The 14,904-nt window shown below is 66.2% G+C and carries 14 protein-coding genes; 6 read left to right on the top strand and 8 right to left on the bottom strand.

The genetic code is table 11. From position 1 onward, the window contains the following. Positions 1 to 36: 36 nt before the first annotated feature. Entirely contained in the window at positions 37 to 816 is a 780-nt protein-coding gene (locus RAD15_RS30795) for an enoyl-CoA hydratase (RefSeq protein WP_458182075.1), read from the bottom strand. Positions 817 to 980: 164 nt separating this feature from the next. After that, positions 981 to 1,655, bottom strand: a complete 675-nt coding sequence (locus tag RAD15_RS30800; protein WP_458182076.1) for a hypothetical protein — start codon at positions 1,653 to 1,655, stop codon at positions 981 to 983. Positions 1,656 to 1,944: 289 nt separating this feature from the next. Here RAD15_RS30800 and RAD15_RS30805 point away from each other — a divergent pair, with 289 nt between their 5' ends. Both RAD15_RS30805 and RAD15_RS30810 read left to right on the top strand, forming a co-directional pair. Then, positions 1,945 to 2,490, top strand: coding sequence for a sigma-70 family RNA polymerase sigma factor (locus RAD15_RS30805; RefSeq protein WP_458182078.1), 546 nt, complete (start codon positions 1,945 to 1,947; stop codon positions 2,488 to 2,490). Between the two features lie 2 nt (positions 2,491 to 2,492). Next, positions 2,493 to 3,131: an NrsF family protein gene (locus tag RAD15_RS30810; protein ID WP_458182079.1), complete on the top strand. Its 639-nt coding sequence runs from the start codon at positions 2,493 to 2,495 to the stop codon at positions 3,129 to 3,131. 8 nt (positions 3,132 to 3,139) lie between these two features. Here RAD15_RS30810 and RAD15_RS30815 read toward each other — a convergent pair whose 3' ends face one another. Both RAD15_RS30815 and RAD15_RS30820 read right to left on the bottom strand, forming a co-directional pair. Then, positions 3,140 to 4,243, bottom strand: coding sequence for a DUF2336 domain-containing protein (locus RAD15_RS30815; RefSeq protein ID WP_458182081.1), 1,104 nt, complete (start codon positions 4,241 to 4,243; stop codon positions 3,140 to 3,142). A 63-nt stretch (positions 4,244 to 4,306) separates the two neighbouring features. Continuing rightward, positions 4,307 to 5,464: a GGDEF domain-containing protein gene (locus RAD15_RS30820; protein WP_458182082.1), complete on the bottom strand. Its 1,158-nt coding sequence runs from the start codon at positions 5,462 to 5,464 to the stop codon at positions 4,307 to 4,309. A gap of 440 nt (positions 5,465 to 5,904) precedes the next feature. Here RAD15_RS30820 and RAD15_RS30825 point away from each other — a divergent pair, with 440 nt between their 5' ends. The 4 genes from RAD15_RS30825 to RAD15_RS30840 all read left to right on the top strand — a co-directional run bounded on the left by RAD15_RS30825 (position 5,905) and on the right by RAD15_RS30840 (position 9,944). Continuing rightward, positions 5,905 to 6,474: a sigma-70 family RNA polymerase sigma factor gene (locus RAD15_RS30825; RefSeq protein ID WP_174719206.1), complete on the top strand. Its 570-nt coding sequence runs from the start codon at positions 5,905 to 5,907 to the stop codon at positions 6,472 to 6,474. Continuing rightward, positions 6,471 to 7,169 carry a hypothetical protein gene (locus RAD15_RS30830; RefSeq protein WP_458182083.1) on the top strand — a complete coding sequence of 233 codons (699 nt, stop codon included), beginning with the start codon at positions 6,471 to 6,473 and terminating at the stop codon, positions 7,167 to 7,169. The genes RAD15_RS30825 and RAD15_RS30830 overlap by 4 nt, the downstream gene beginning before the upstream one ends. A gap of 16 nt (positions 7,170 to 7,185) precedes the next feature. Beyond that, positions 7,186 to 8,871, top strand: a complete 1,686-nt coding sequence (locus RAD15_RS30835) for a S8 family serine peptidase (protein WP_458182084.1) — start codon at positions 7,186 to 7,188, stop codon at positions 8,869 to 8,871. A gap of 512 nt (positions 8,872 to 9,383) precedes the next feature. Further along, on the top strand, positions 9,384 to 9,944 hold the full coding sequence (locus RAD15_RS30840; RefSeq protein WP_458182242.1) for a TIGR03809 family protein: 561 nt from the start codon (positions 9,384 to 9,386) through the stop codon (positions 9,942 to 9,944). A gap of 173 nt (positions 9,945 to 10,117) precedes the next feature. Here the strand turns inward: RAD15_RS30840 and RAD15_RS30845 are convergent, their stop codons facing one another. From RAD15_RS30845 to RAD15_RS30860, 4 genes are all read right to left on the bottom strand, one after another. Next, positions 10,118 to 11,488: a TIGR03808 family TAT-translocated repetitive protein gene (locus RAD15_RS30845; protein ID WP_458182085.1), complete on the bottom strand. Its 1,371-nt coding sequence runs from the start codon at positions 11,486 to 11,488 to the stop codon at positions 10,118 to 10,120. 207 nt (positions 11,489 to 11,695) lie between these two features. Continuing rightward, positions 11,696 to 12,352, bottom strand: a complete 657-nt coding sequence (locus RAD15_RS30850; RefSeq protein ID WP_458182086.1) for a pyroglutamyl-peptidase I family protein — start codon at positions 12,350 to 12,352, stop codon at positions 11,696 to 11,698. Continuing rightward, positions 12,349 to 13,338: a methylmalonyl Co-A mutase-associated GTPase MeaB gene (meaB, locus tag RAD15_RS30855; protein WP_458182088.1), complete on the bottom strand. Its 990-nt coding sequence runs from the start codon at positions 13,336 to 13,338 to the stop codon at positions 12,349 to 12,351. Before meaB ends, RAD15_RS30850 begins: the two co-directional genes overlap by 4 nt. 51 nt (positions 13,339 to 13,389) lie before the next feature. Further along, positions 13,390 to 14,901, bottom strand: a complete 1,512-nt coding sequence (locus RAD15_RS30860; protein WP_458182089.1) for a tripartite tricarboxylate transporter permease — start codon at positions 14,899 to 14,901, stop codon at positions 13,390 to 13,392. Positions 14,902 to 14,904 lie beyond the last annotated feature (3 nt).

The raw sequence follows: 14,904 nt of genomic DNA on the forward strand, positions 1-14,904 counted from the left end.
CGCCAGAGACTTACATCAGCCTGACCAAGTGATGGCTCACCGGTTCTTGTTCACCGGTTTGCGCTTCTCGATGAACGCCGCCATGCCCTCGGAGCGGTCTTCCAGCGCGAAGGTCGAGTGGAACAGGTTGCGCTCGACGCTCATGCCTTCCGCCAGCGTCGTCTCGAACGCGCGGTTCACCGCTTCCTTGGCCATCGCGGTCGCAGGGCGCGACATCGAGGCGATCTTGTCGGCGGCGGCCATGACTTCGTCCATCAGCTTGTCGGCGGGCACAATGCGGCTGACGAGGCCGCTGCGCTCGGCTTCCGCAGCATCCATCATGCGGCCGGTCAGGCAGAGATCCATCGCCTTCGACTTGCCGATCGCGCGGGTCAGGCGCTGGGTGCCGCCGATGCCGGGAATGGTGCCGAGCGTGATCTCGGGCTGGCCGAATTTGGCGGTGTCGGCGGCGATGATGAAGTCGCACATCATGGCGAGTTCGCAGCCGCCTCCCAGCGCGTAGCCCGAGACCGCGGCAATGGTCGGCTTGCGGCAGCGCGCGAGGCGGTCGCCGCCGATCGCGGCAAAATCCTCGGAGAACATGTCGATGAAGCCCTTCGGCTGCATCTCCTTGATGTCGGCGCCGGCGGCAAAAGCTTTCTCGCTGCCGGTCACGACGATGCAGCCGATGGCGTCATCGGCTTCGAGATCGTCGACCGCCGCGGCGATCTCGCGGAAGACGCCGAAAGAGAGCGCGTTGAGCATCTTCGGCCGGTTCAACTTGACGATGCCGACTGCGCCTTTGCTCTCGACGATGATGTGTTCGAACGTGCTCATGCTCCACCCACGCTTTTGATTGGGCGGGCAATGTGCCCGCTGGCGCGGTGGGCTTCAAGGGGGCGCAAAGGCGGTCGGAACGAGGCCGCCGGAACACGCGGCGAGACGCGTATTCCGGACGAGGTCCCTCAGGCCGAAACTCAGGCCGAAACTCAGGCCAAAAATCAGGCCAAGAACATGCGCGCAGCGGAGGCCAGCGTCAGCAGCGTGCCGACGCCGATGAAGATCTTGCCGATCAGGGAGCTCTGGTCCCAGGCCGAGCTATGCTGGCTGCTTGCCATCACGGGCGCGGGGCGCGGCTGCGCCTCGGTCGCGGCAATCGCGGCCTTCTGCGCCGGCGGATTGTCCTGTTGCAGGGCGCGGTCGATGTCATTGAGCTGATCGGGTGCGACGACCTGGCTCTCGGCGTTCGGGCTGGTGGTATTATCGGCCGCGGCCTGGACGTTGTCGTTGGCACGCCCCGTCATCGCGGAGGCGGCAGCCGCGGTCGGCGTATCGGCGGCGGCAATCTGCGCATTGGCGTTGGCGACTTCCGGCGGCATCTGGCTCGAGGCCGGCACGTCTTTGTTGGCCTGCGCGTCGTCGGCCTTGGCCGCGGCGTCCTTCTTGTCGGCCTTGTCTTGCGACGTCTCTTGAGATTTCTGAGCCGTCTTGCTGCTGGTGCTGCGGTGCGAAGTGTGGCGCCGCTGCTTGCTCGGCCTGACCGGGTCGGCCTGTGTGCCGGCGCTGTCCGATTTGCCGCTTGCAGTTGAGCTCGGCGCCGCCTGTGCAACGCCGCCGAACAGCACGAAAAATGCGGCCAGAAGAATCACGGCCGCGCGCCCGCTGGCTTTCATCATGTTGAGGATCTCCCCAATTCCGCCCGTCCCGGGGCGAACAGAGACCCCGGGGCGTGACCACAGCGCGGCAGAAAATGGGAATCTTCGGGCTACACTGGGCGAAAACGGGGCAAGCCGCCCCTCGCGGCCGGCCGCTGGATGCGGAACGGGCCGATCAGTGTTATGAGCCGTCGAAGATCCCTACGGCCGTTTCGGTCGCGGGCTCCACCATCGATCACGAATTCGTGATCTGGTGGCCGCCCGCGTAACAAATTGAAAGAGCGGCCGAATTGCTTGGTGAGGGGCGCGCGTGCGCGGACGTGAGGACGAATGGACCGGCCTGATGCGGTCGGCCATGGCAGGCGATGACGCGGCATATCATCGCCTGTTGAAGGCGGTCACGCCGGTGCTGCGCGCTGCCGCAAGGCGAGGCCTGGCACGGGCAGGCCAGCCTCCCGACCAGGCCGAGGATATCGTGCAGGAGATTCTGTTGGCGGTGCATCTGAAGCGGCACACCTGGGACAGCGAAGCCCCCTTCGCGCCCTGGCTGTTTGCGATCGGCCGCAACAAGCTGATCGACACGCTCCGCCGGCGCGGCAAGCGCGTCTTCGTCAACATCGACGACTTCGCCGAGACGCTGCCGGGCGAGGTGCCGGCGGAGACCGCTTCAGCCGGCGAGGTGGCAGCCCAGCTCGACACCCTGCCGCAGCGCCAGCGCGACGTGCTGCAGTCGATCGCGGTGAACAGCGCCTCGATCAAGGACACGGCGGCAAAGTTTTCCATGAGCGAAGGTGCGGTGCGGGTCGCGCTGCATCGCGGACTTGCGGCGCTGACCGCCAAACTGCGGGACCACTAGTCATGGATACCGATCAACTCATTCGCTCGCTCGCGGCCGACAACGCCCATCGCGCGCCGCGCGTCGGCGCCGTGCTGACGATGGCGCTGCTGGTCGCCGCACCGCTGTCGATCCTGATCTTCGCGACGTTCCTCGGCGTGCGCGCCGACGTGATGACGGCCATGGGCAATCCGTTCTTCGATATGAAGTTCGCGGTCACGCTGTCGCTCGCGATCCCCGCGATCATCGTCAGCCTGCATCTGTCGCGGCCCGAGGCCCTGTTGCGAGGCTGGGGCTGGCTGCTGCTGCTTCCCGTCGGACTGCTCGCGGTGGCGATCGGCAGCGAGGCGATGATGGCACCCGCCATGCCGATGACCATGCGCCTGATGGGCAAGAACTCCAGGGTATGCCTGTTCGCGATCCCCGCGATGTCGCTGCCGCTGCTCGCGGGGGCGCTGTTCGGCCTGCGCCACGGCGCGCCCTCGCGCCCCGCGCTCGCCGGCGCGCTCGCCGGCCTGGTGTCGGCCGGCCTCGCCGCGACGCTCTACGCCTCGCATTGCACCGACGACTCGCCGCTTTTCGTTGCGACCTGGTACACGCTCGCGACCGCATTGGTGACCGTGATCGGCGCGGCGGTCGGCTCCAGGGTTCTGCGCTACTAGCGCCGGCGTCAGGCCGCCGGCGTCGCGCTCTGCTGCATGCGGTGGAAGCGCAGCACCTGCTGCGCAGTCGATGAGCGCAGCGCCTCGTAGGTGTCCCGCAGTGTGAGCATGTCGGTCTGCGAACCGCCGGAGAGCTTTTCGCGCATGGCGATGATGGCGCGCACGCCCGGCCAGGACATACCCGCGACCTTGGCGAGGATCATCACGCCCTCTGTCCGGCTCTCGATCATCATGGTCTCGGCAGTCTCGACGGCGACGCCCGCGAGCGCCGCGAGCCCCGCATTGGTCTCGTCGAACTTGCCCTGCTCGGCGAAGGCGGTGACCTGGAACTCGCTGAGGCGGCCATCCTCGTGCAACGACCTCACGAGCGCACGCGCCATCTCGGTCTGCCGGGTCATCGCGGCGGAGCGGACCCGCTGGGCAGCTTCCTGGACCACGCTCGACACTTCGTCGGCCATCTCCGGATGCGCGGCCTCCATTTTCCTGCGTACGCTCAGCGACGCCTTGGCGATCAGCTTCAGATAGTGATGGCGGGGCAGGCCGGGCCGCAGACCGATGCAGGTGGCGAGGTCGTCGTCGCGTTCGGCGCGGGTGACGAGGTCGGTGAGACTTCCCTCCGAGAGTTGCGCGCCCGGATTGCTGACGGTCGACTGCACCACGTCCTCGTTGCCGCGCGTCACCAGCACGTCGGTCAGCGCTTCCGACAGCACCCGCCGCAGCGAGATCGCCTTGAGATGCGCCTGGCTCCTGGTGCGCGCGATCTCGATCAGGGTCGTCTCGTCCAGCCGTTCCGATTTCGTGAGCACGGGGCCGGAGACCTCGATCACCTCGTCGAGCGCGAGCGTGCGGATGATCTTCGGCGGTGCGGCCGCGATCGGCGCGAGGCGGTCGGCAAGCAGTGCCCTGGCCGAAGTCTCGATCTGCTCGATCAGGCATTGGAACACGTCGTCGAACACACGGACGTGGTCGTCGGAATAATCCACCGCGTTGCCCACGAACAGATCGGTGACGCGGCGCAACGTCTCGACCCGGCGCGCGACGGTGCCGTGCGAGAGCGCGGCCTGCAATTCCTCGAGCAGGTTCTCGGATGGTTTGGCGGATTTGAATGTCATTGCCCTGTCCTGGAGCGTTCGGTCCGGCCGTGGTTTTTGTCGCGCCGGAAGAAAATGGATTGGTCAGCTCGTTGCAATACGGTTGCGCCCTTGCGCCTTGGCGGAATAGAGCGCGCTGTCGGCGCGCGCGAGAAACGTGTCGGCAGTATCATTGTCGCGCAGCGTCACGACGCCCGCGGAAATGGTCACGCGCGTGCCGGGGGCAAATGCGCTCCAGTCGAGATCGGCGACGATGCTGCGCAAGCGCTCGAGCATGCGCAGCGCCGCCTTGCCGTCCGCTCCCGGCAGCAGCAGCAGAAATTCCTCGCCGCCGTAGCGGCCAAAGCGGTCGTCCGGACGGATATTGGCAAAAATGGTGATCGCGAAGGTACGGAGCACCTCGTCGCCCATGGGATGGCCGTGGGCGTCGTTGATGCGCTTGAACCAGTCGAGATCGATCAGGGCGATCGCGCAAGGCGTCGATGCCTGCCGCGACTTTTCGATCTCGACGTCGAGAAGCCGCATGATGCAGCGGCGGTTGTAGGAGCCGGTGAGCTCGTCGAGCTCGGCCAGCTCCTCGATGCGCTGATAGGCGGCCTTCAGCTCGATGCTGCGCCGATACAGGATCTTGCGCAGCGTGGCGCCGAACAGGCCGAGGAAGGCGCACTGGCCGATCACCAGCACGAAGCACAGCATCGAGGCGATCCGCTGGAGCCGCGTCGCGACGGGCATGCCGATCGGCAGGTCGGAGGCGAGGAAGACGGCAGCAAGACCGGTGGCGGCGACGGCAAAGGTAAACATTGCCTGGGCCGCGGTCATGCGCAGCGAGCCGAAGGCGAACACCAGGAACAGCACGCTGATGAAAGCGATGCCGATCGTCGGCACCGACACCAGGAAGACGAACTGCAGCGCCATGTGCGCCGAGATCTGGAAGACCGTGAGATAGTGGTCGGCGAACCGGTCGCCGACGCCGGCTTCCGACATCACGACGAAGATGCCGATGATCGAGAGGCCGCCGGCCCAGAACAGCGACGGCACGTGCATCGCAACGGCGCCGTCATAGCCATAGAGCAGCAGGACGAAGGCGCCGAGCGAGTAGCTTGCGACCTGGCCGACATACATCTGGCGGCGCTGCCGGGCCCGCCGCGCCACCACGTCGGGGGCGGCCGCCTCGGGCGCGAGGACGAGATCCGCGACCTCAGCGGCATTCCTCTCGGGAAAGGACGTCGCGGCCGTGTTCATGGTCCCGCCAATGGTGGATGTCAGCCCAAAAATCTACGTGGCAAGCCTTTAGGTTTGGTATCCTTTCGAAACCGAATCCGAACCGTGCAGTGCGGAACAGGGTGATATCGGCCGGCAGCGGGAATTTGCCGGCGATTAGGCATCGTTTGCGATGCGGTCGAGCCAAAGCAGGGCTTCGTGAGACATACGTCGTGCAGGGCTGCTATGGAACCGGACTTGGTCGGCCCGCCCGTGCCGGGCGGGCGTTCCGCAGGAAAGTGTTTCAGTATTATGTTACCAATTTGGATTGACATGGCCGTTCGCCGCGGGTGGGACAAGAAAAATATGCGTATGTGGGGTAGATCACACAGGGCCCCGTATGACTGCGGTAGGTTGAACAATTTTGCACCTCCCGTCGAACCGGCCGCGGCGTCGACCCGACCAACCTTGCGAGACGGCCATTGAGCGTGACACAGGCGGCTTCGGACGAGGTCCTGATCGCCAGGATCGCTCAAGGTGACCGGCTCGCCATGCAGGTGCTGTACGGGCGGCACCATGTCAGGGTTTACAGGTTCGGGCTGAGGCTTGTGCGGGACGAGCAGGCGGCGGAAGACCTCATTAGCGAGGTGTTTCTCGACGTCTGGCGTCAAGCCGGCAAGTTCGAGGGCCGATCCGCCGTTTCCACCTGGCTGCTGGCAATTACCCGATTCAAGGCCCTCTCGGCGCTCCGGCGCAGGAAGGATTTTGAGTTGGACGAAGACGCCGCGAACGCGATCGAGGACACGTCCGATGATCCGGAAACGGTGGTGCAGAAGAAGGATACCAGTGAAGCGTTGCGGGAGTGTCTGACGGGCCTCTCGCCGGACCACCGGGAAATCGTCGATCTCGTCTACTACCACGAGAAATCCGTGGAAGAAGTTGCCGAAATCGTCGGGATACCGGAGAACACTGTGAAGACGCGCTTGTTCTATGCGCGCAAGAAACTTGCCGAACTGCTGAAAGCAGCCGGCGTTGAGCGAGGCTGGCCATGATGGCATTGAGCAAGAAGATGCTGGAGCAAGAGCCCAGTGAAATTGAACTGCTGCTGCCCTGGCACGCCGCCGGCACGCTGAACGCGCGCGATGCGCGCCGTGTCGAGGAAGCGCTGGCGCGCGATCCCGAACTCGCCAGGCAATATGCCGCGATCCGCGGCGAGTACGAAGAGACCATCCACCTGAACGAGAGCCTGGGTGCTCCGTCGGCGCGGGCGATGCAGAAGCTGTTCGCCGCGATCGACGCCGAGCCGGCGCGGGCGACCGGTTCGCTGCCGCTGTCGGCGCGCATCTCGACCTTCTTCGCGAGCCTGTCGCCGCGCACGCTGGCCTGGTCGGCAAGCCTCGGCGCCATCGCGTTCGTGCTGCAGGCCGGCGTCATCGGCGCCGTGCTGATGAAGACCCAGACCGCGACCTTCCAGACCGCCTCGCTTTCGACCAGCGCGCCGATTACGCGCGAGCTCGGATCGTCCGCGGCACCTGCTGCGCGCGCGCTGGTGCGCTTCACGCCCGAGGCGCGCGTCGCCGACATCACCGCGCTGCTCGACAGCTACCAGGCTTCGATCATCGGCGATGCCAAGGGCGGCATGTTCCGTCTCCAGTTCGACAAGGCGATGAGCCAGGACGAGCTCGCCTCGCTGCTCGGCAGGATGCAGCGCGAGAAGTTCGTCAATCTGGCCGTCGCGGCGCCCTGAGCGCGCCGCCGAACCGATGACAGGCAGATCCGAGAGCAGGGTACGCGCCGGGGTTTACGCCTCATCGGTCGGAGCCGCGCTCCTGCTCGCCGCCTGTCTCGGCGTCGAGGTTGCGCAGGCGCAGGCGATCATGCGCACGCCCACGATCAGCGTCCCCTCGCGCACGCCAACGATCTCTCCGAGCATCGCCGCGCGGGCGGTGAGCGTCGATCGCGGCCCGCGCCCGATCACGACCGCCCGGATCCCGTCGGCGCGGATCGGGTCGACGCCGGTGCTGCCCTATGCGCACTATTCGCCGAACCTCTATCCGGCCTGCACCGCGCCCTATCGCGATGCCGACGGCGAGTGCCTGGCGCAGCCGAACGCGGGCGGCGAGGGCACTGGAAAATCGGGCAAGAAGAGCGCCGGCAAGGGGCGCGGCAACAACATTCCGGCCGCCGGGAACCTGCGCAGCTTCGCCAATGAATTCGTCGCCGAGATCGACGGCGCCCTGTCGGTGGCGGAGGCTGACGAACTCGCTCGCCGGCACGGCTTGAGGCGCATCTCTTCGGAGAACTTCCCGCTGATCGGGGCGACGTTCGGCCTGTTCCGCATCGCAGACGGCCGGCCGTACGAGACGGTGCGGCGCGAATTCGCTGCCGACGGCAGCGTGCGCTCGCTCCAGCCGAATTTCCGATATGTGCTCCAGGACCAGAAGCCGGCGACGCCGAGCGAAGGCGATCCTGCGCAATATGCACTGACGAAACTCCGCCTGCCGCAGGCGCATACGCTGGCGCATGGCGCCAACGTGACGGTTGCCGTGATCGATTCCGGCATCGACGCCAGGCATCCCGAACTCGCCAATTCCGTCTCCGACAGTTTCGATGCACTCGGCAGCGCCGAAGGTCCGCACGTTCACGGCACCGGCATCGCGGGTGCCATCGTGGCGCATGCCAGGCTGATGGGCAGCGCGCCCGAGGCGCGCATCATCGCCATCCGCGCCTTCGGCGGCACCACCGGCGGCGCCGAGAGCTCGTCCTACATCATCCTGCGCTCGCTGAACTATGCCGCCGAGCACGGCGCGCAGATCGTCAATATGAGCTTTGCCGGTCCGAAGGACGCGGTGATCGAGCGCGCCATCGCGGCGACCGCTGCGCGCGGCCTCGTGCTGATCGCGGCTGCCGGCAACGCCGGCGAGAAATCGCCGCCGCTCTATCCCGCCGCCAATCCCAACGTGATCGCGGTCAGCGCGACCGATCGGCAGGACAGGCTGTTCCCCGCCTCCAACCGCGGCAATTACATCGCGGTTGCAGCGCCCGGCGTCGACATCTTCCTGCCGGCGCCCGACGGCAAATACCAGATGACGTCGGGAACCTCGTTCTCGGCCGCCTATGTCTCCGGCGTCGCCGCCCTGCTGCTCGAACGCAATTACGCGCTGAAGCCGGAAGCGCTGCGCATGACGCTTGTGAAGACCGCGCGCGACCTCGGCTCACCCGGCCGTGACGATCTCTTCGGCGACGGCGAGGCTGACGCCTTTGCCGCGGTCATGGCCGTTCCCGTCGACAATGCGACGCCGGTTGCAGCGGCGTCCGGTACAACAAAACGTGAAGATGCCGGGAAGCGTCGCGACGAGCCCGGCATCCGTGCGATCGAACAACCCTCGCTCTCGAGTGCCGACGATAAATCCACGATTTCTCAGGTGGATAGGCCGGCGAGGCGATAGCGGCTGCGACAAAGATGCGCGCGGCTCGAAGGTCAAAAAATCGAACGCCGCATTGAACGTTCAAGCCAGCTGCCACGACCAAAATATGTGGGAGCGGTCATCCCTCCCCATCAGTCATATCAGGCGCGAGCGCCCATCCACCCCAAGCGCCCATATGGCTCGACCCGTCCGGTTGTCCCCCCGGACGGGTCTTTTCTTTTTGGGCGTCCAATTCTTTGAAGCCCTGCCTTCGTTCAGCTTCCGGTTGAAAGAGAGCGACCGCGTTGGTCGCCATCGTTCGCTTGGCGCGCCGCACGTCCGTTATGCTTGTGCGAAGCTTGACTCGAAAACACAGCAAATATCCGCACGACTACGGTCTTTCGTGACGAAATCGGTGTCGTTGCTGGACAAGTCAAAACTTTTCCACAAAATATTCATGTCGCGTCTAAATTGATTCGTGTGCGTTGCGTCGCGTCCGTATTTCTCTCCTCACGGGCTGGTTCATGACACAACGCCAAGGGACTGTTCGCGACGTGGCGAGTGACCGCGCCGTCGCGGCACGCTGGTGCGCCCTCGCCGAGCAGCGCCTGCAACATCTCTCCGAAATGTTCGAGACCGGACGCTGGCGCCGTTATCACTCCGAGATCGCATTTCTCGAAAACATCCAGGAAGCCAAGCGCGCCGTTCAGACCTGGCGTGCGCTCGCCACCGGCGCGGACGTTGCCGAGGCGGCGGCGAGCGTGACGCCCGCATTCGGCTGGTCGCCGGCGACGATGCCCCGCGTGTTTCCGCGCGACCAGCAGGCGCAGACCGTGCAGCCGAAGGCCGTCCACATCGCTCCCGAGACCGCCGTGCCGGTCGCGCTCGATCCCATCCCGAACGTGCTCGCCGAGATCACCGAGGCCCCGATCGCGCCGCTCGCCGTGCCCGCTCCGCTGGCGCCGCCCACAGTGCCTGCCGCGATGGCGACGCTTCTGCCGCAGTTCTCCCCGCCCGCCGCCGAAATCGTCGCAGCCCCCGAGCGCCTGGTTGAATTCACCTTCAGCCTCGACGGCCTGGAAGCGAAGTACCCGCTGCTGAGGAACGCGTTTTAAGTTTTCGTGTGGGGCGCGCGCCGTACCCTCCGCCGTCGTCCTGGCAAAGCCAGGACCCATACCGCGGAATCTTTCGGGCGAACGATGCGGCCAATACCGCGCACATAACCCAATCCTGCGGTTATGGGTCCTGGATCTGCGCTTCGCTTGTCCAGGACGACACCGAGTGTGTCTTACCGCCGCACCGCGTTGCCCCCGACCATCACCTGCGCGAACCGCTGCGCACCGTCCGCCGACAAGTCGGATGTCACCGCGCGGGCGTGATCGAGCCCGACCACGGCGCCACGCGGGGTCTCCGAGATCATGTTGTTGTTGACGAGCGCGGTGCCGGCTCCGGGCACCACGGAGACGCCGACGCCGGCCAGAGCCTTGCGGATCACGTTGCCGGTGATCGCGACGTCGCGCAGATATTTGCCCCAGCCGGCGACGACGCCATAGGACGGCGCGTTCTCGATCACGTTGCCGGTCACAGAAGAATCCGCCTCGATGTAGATGCCGACGCCGGCATCGTCATCAGGCGCGGTGCCGATCGGCCGCTTGGGGATCAAATTGCGGATGATGTTGCCCTGGACCACCGCGATGCGGCCGCCCTCGTTGAAATTGCAGACGGAGACGCCGACGGCGGCGCCATCGACAATGTTGTTGGCGATCACCGCGGCCTCGAATGCGAACTCGGAATAGAGCGCGACCTCGCGCACGTCGCTGACGCTGTTGCCTGATATGTGGATGTTGGAAGCGGAATTGCCGCGCACCGCGGAGTAGTCGCAGTTCCTGATGCGATTGCCGCGCACGATGACATTGCCGGCGCGGAAGGCGTTGATGGCGTTGCCGTACTGGCCGGAGCCGCCGGGGCCGGCCTTGATGTCCTCGATGCGGTTATCGGCGACCAGCGTGCCGTCGTCGCCGATCGCGGTGCGCAGGATCTCGATGCCGTTGTCGTTGGTGCCGGTGATGGTGTTGCGCGACACGCTGAGGCCTCTGGCGTCGAACGAGACCACCGCCGTCACCGCGATGTCGGTGAAGACATTGCCGGAGATATCGCCTGACACCTGCTCGAGCCAGATGCCGCTGCCGCCGGAGCGGGTGATCTCGCAATCGGTGATGCGGACGTCGCGCCCGCCGAGCACGTGGATCAATCCGCGCCGGGTCGGCAGTGGGATATTTCCACCGTCGAAGGTGATGCCGGAAATGCCGATCGAGTCCGAACCTTCACACTGGATCGCCGATGCTCCACCGGTGAAGGCGAATTTGGTCGCGCCGCGCACGCCGATCAGTTGCGTGCCGTTCGGCAGGCGCAGCAAGCCGCTGCGGTAGATGCCGGGTGGCAAGGCGAGCGGCATTTGCACCCGCGCGGCCTCGTCGATGGCGCGCTGCAGCGCGCGGGTCTGATCCTCGCTGCTGCCGGGCCGCACGCCGTATTGGGTCGCATCGCGGCCGAGCAGGGACGTCAGCGGTGCCGCGCGTGCGGCGTCAACCGGCATGGCGAGCGCGCCGGCGATGCCGGCTGTCGAAGCTCCGATGAGATGGCGGCGATTGAGGTCCATGATGCGTCCTCTAGCGGACGCGGGGGTCCGCGGGGGACTAGGTAGCGCAGGGCGGCCGGGCCCGCGGGGATTGTTCGCGGTAGGGTTAAATGTTTACCGCAAAGGCGGTGCCGTAGGGTGGGTTAGCCGAAGGCGTAACCCACCATCTCACCGCGACTACGGAGCCTGTGGAAACTGAAGAGGTGGATTACGCTTCGCTAATCCACCCTACGAAGCCGGTGTGCTCCGCCGCTTCCGCGCCAGCCCCACCATCTCCATCAGCATTGCTTCCCCCGCGTCCACCAGCTCCTCTAGCGTGATCCGCGGCGCGCCCTTGCGGCGCACCGCGCCGCTGCGTGCCAGCAGGGGAATGTGAATGAATGCGGCAAGCTGTGGCCCGCCCGCCCTGACATTCTCGATCGCGCGCCAGCTCAGATAATTGCAGAGATAGGCACCGGCATCGCGCGAAGAGCGCGCATCGAGGCCGGTGAGGCGCGCGGCGCGCAGCAGCCTTGCCGTGTGCGGGCCGAACTGCATCGCGTCCGCCTTGGCGGCGATGCCGCGCTTGCTCGAGCGGGTGTTGGCGGCATCGGGCCACAGCATGGTGACGGCGTTGCGGGCGCGGGTCTCGATGCGCAGGTAAGGTGTGCCCGCGGCGAGGCCGAACATCAGCAGCGCGTCCGGTTTCACCTTCGCGAGCACGTCGGGCAATTGCCGGTCGACCGCGGCGTAGGTGACCGGAAAAATGTGGCTCGACAGCGCGACATCGTCGAGCGCCGGACGGCGCAGATGCGCGAGCCGCGCGACCAGCGGCTGGGTCGGGTTATACGGCGCGCCGGGAAAGGGGCCGAAGCCGGCGAGGAGAATGCGGAGCTTGTCGCTCATTTCAGCAACTCCAAAATCTGCTCGGCGGCGAGGGCCGGCGTGAGATGGCCGTCGGCAACGTCGGCCTCGATCTTGCGGACCTTGGTCCGCACGGACGCCTCGCTGCGCAGCCGCGCCAGCATGCGCTGCTCCAGCATCGACCACATCCATTTCACCTGCTGCTCGCGCCGCCGCGCGGCGAATTCGCCGGATGCGTTCATCGCCTTGCGGTGATCCAGGACTTTTTGCCAGATCTTTGCGATGCCGTCGCCGGTCAGCGCCGAATACGTCTCCACCGGCGGATGCCAATGTTCGGACCGGGGGCTGAGAATATGCAGCGCGCCGCGATAGTCGGCGGCGGTGATTTTTGCGCGCTTGAGATTGTCGCCGTCCGCCTTGTTGATCGCGATCATGTCGGCGAGCTCGACCAGGCCCTTCTTGATGCCCTGGAGCTCGTCGCCGCCGCCCGGCAGCATCAGTGCGAGAAAGAAATCGGTCATGTCGCAGACCGCGGTCTCGGACTGGCCGATGCCGACGGTCTCGACCAGCACGACGCCGAAGCCGGCCGCCTCGCAGAGCAGCATCGCCTCGCGCGTCTTGGCTGCGACGCCGCCGAGCGTGCCCGAGGACGGCGAGGGCCGGATGAAGGCATCGTCCGAGGCCGCGAGCTGCGCCATCCGCGTCTTGTCGCCGAGGATCGAACCGCCGCTGCGTGCCGAGGACGGGTCGACCGCGAGCACCGCGACCTTGTGGCCCTGCTCGATCAGATACGTCCCGAGCGCATCGATGGTGGTGGACTTGCCGACGCCGGGCGAGCCGGTGATGCCGACGCGAAATGCCTTGCCGGTGTCGGGCAGGAGCATCTGCACCAGCTCGCGCGCCAGCGCCTGGTGGTCGCCGCGCCGGCTCTCTACCAGCGTGATCGCCCGTGCCAGCGCCGCGCGGCTGCCGGTGCGGAGGTCACGGGCGAGGGTTTTGATGTCGAGCGAGGCCTTCTTCTCAGTCATGCCCTGCTTTACAACGCCGAGGGGAGGCAGGCGAGGGCCGCTCGCCCCATATCACCTGCTCGTTGCCGCCGCCGTCTGCACCGGTTTCACCTTGCGCCAGACCCACACCATAACCGGCCAGAGCAGGGCGCCGATCGCCATGGCCGCGAGGATCGCCGCGACCGGGCGCTCGAAGAACGGCAAAATGCTGCCGTCCGACTTGATCAGCGACGTGACAAAAGCCTGCTCGACCATGGTGCCCATGACGATGCCGAGCACCATGGCGGCCACGGGGTAGCCGTTGGCCTCCATGACATAGCCGATCACGCCGAAGGCGGCGACGGTGACGACGCCGAACATGTTGTTGCCGATTGCGAACGAGCCGACCGCGCAGCACAGCATGATGATCGGCATCACGGTGGAGCGCGGCGCCAGCAGGATGTAGGCCGCGACGCGGATCATGGCGATGCCGAGCGGGATCATCAGGATGTTCGCGATGATGAACATCAGGTAGATCGCGTACATGCTCGACGCTTTTTCCGTGAACAGCGTCGGGCCGGGATTGAGGCCCTTCATGTAGAGCACGCCAATCGCGATCGCGGCGATGGTGTCGCCTGGGATGCCGAACAGCAACGAGGGCACCCAGCCGGAGGCGATGCTGGCGTTGTTGCTGGCGCCGGCCTCGACCAGGCCCTCGACATGGCCAGTGCCGAACTTCTCCGGCTCCTTGGAGAAGCGCTTCGACATCGCGTAGGAGACCCAGGCCGCCATGTCGGCGCCGGCACCGGGCAGCACGCCGATGATGATGCCGACGATGTTCCCGCGCGTCATCTGCCAGTGATATTTCTTCGTCAGCCTCCACTGGCCGGCCATGATGCTTCCGAATTTCCGCCGCGGCAGCGGTGGCGGTTCCGGCGTCAGCATCGCGCGCATCACCTGTGCCACCGCGAACACGCCGACCAGCGCCGGGATCGGCTCGATGCCACCGAACAGGTCGGTGATCCCAAAGGTAAAGCGCGGCACGCCGCCGGGATTCTCGATGCCGATGCAGGAGACCAGCAGGCCGAGGAACATGCCGGCGATCGCCTTCACCGGCGAGGACCGCGCGACCAGGGTGGCGCACATCAGGCCGAGCAACGCCAGCCAGAAATATTCGAAGGTCGAGAACGACAGCGCGATCTCGGCGAGCGGCGGCGCCAAAATCATCAGCGACAGCACGCCGGCGATGCCGCCGACCGCCGAGAACCAGACGCCGGCACCTAACGCGAGCTCAGCCTGGCCCTTGCGCGTCATGGCATAGGCCTCGTCCGCATAGGCGGCCGAGGCGGGCGTGCCGGGAATGCGCAGCAGCGCGCCGGGAATGTCGCCGGAGAAGATCGCCATCGAGGATGCCGCGACGATGGTCGCGATCGCCGCGATCGGGGAGAGGTAGAAGGTGACGGGGACGAGCAGGGCGGTCGCCATCGTTGCCGACAGGCCCGGCAGCGAGCCGATCACGAGCCCGTACACGGAGGCTGCGAACATCGCGATGATGACCTCCCAGGTGGAGATCAGCGCGAAGGCTTCGATGAGGGTCTTGAGCATGGG

The organism is Bradyrhizobium sp. 14AA (assembly GCF_054185205.1).

Coding starts and splice junctions, on each gene's coding strand:
- RAD15_RS30795 (WP_458182075.1), bottom strand. CDS start 816: ATGAGCACGTTCGAACACATCATCGTCGAGAGCAAAGGCGCAGTCGGC.
- RAD15_RS30800 (WP_458182076.1), bottom strand. CDS start 1,655: ATGATGAAAGCCAGCGGGCGCGCGGCCGTGATTCTTCTGGCCGCATTT.
- RAD15_RS30810 (WP_458182079.1), top strand. CDS start 2,493: ATGGATACCGATCAACTCATTCGCTCGCTCGCGGCCGACAACGCCCAT.
- RAD15_RS30815 (WP_458182081.1), bottom strand. CDS start 4,243: ATGACATTCAAATCCGCCAAACCATCCGAGAACCTGCTCGAGGAATTG.
- RAD15_RS30820 (WP_458182082.1), bottom strand. CDS start 5,464: ATGAACACGGCCGCGACGTCCTTTCCCGAGAGGAATGCCGCTGAGGTC.
- RAD15_RS30830 (WP_458182083.1), top strand. CDS start 6,471: ATGATGGCATTGAGCAAGAAGATGCTGGAGCAAGAGCCCAGTGAAATT.
- RAD15_RS30835 (WP_458182084.1), top strand. CDS start 7,186: ATGACAGGCAGATCCGAGAGCAGGGTACGCGCCGGGGTTTACGCCTCA.
- RAD15_RS30845 (WP_458182085.1), bottom strand. CDS start 11,488: ATGGACCTCAATCGCCGCCATCTCATCGGAGCTTCGACAGCCGGCATC.
- RAD15_RS30850 (WP_458182086.1), bottom strand. CDS start 12,352: ATGAGCGACAAGCTCCGCATTCTCCTCGCCGGCTTCGGCCCCTTTCCC.
- meaB (WP_458182088.1), bottom strand. CDS start 13,338: ATGACTGAGAAGAAGGCCTCGCTCGACATCAAAACCCTCGCCCGTGAC.
- RAD15_RS30860 (WP_458182089.1), bottom strand. CDS start 14,901: ATGCTCAAGACCCTCATCGAAGCCTTCGCGCTGATCTCCACCTGGGAG.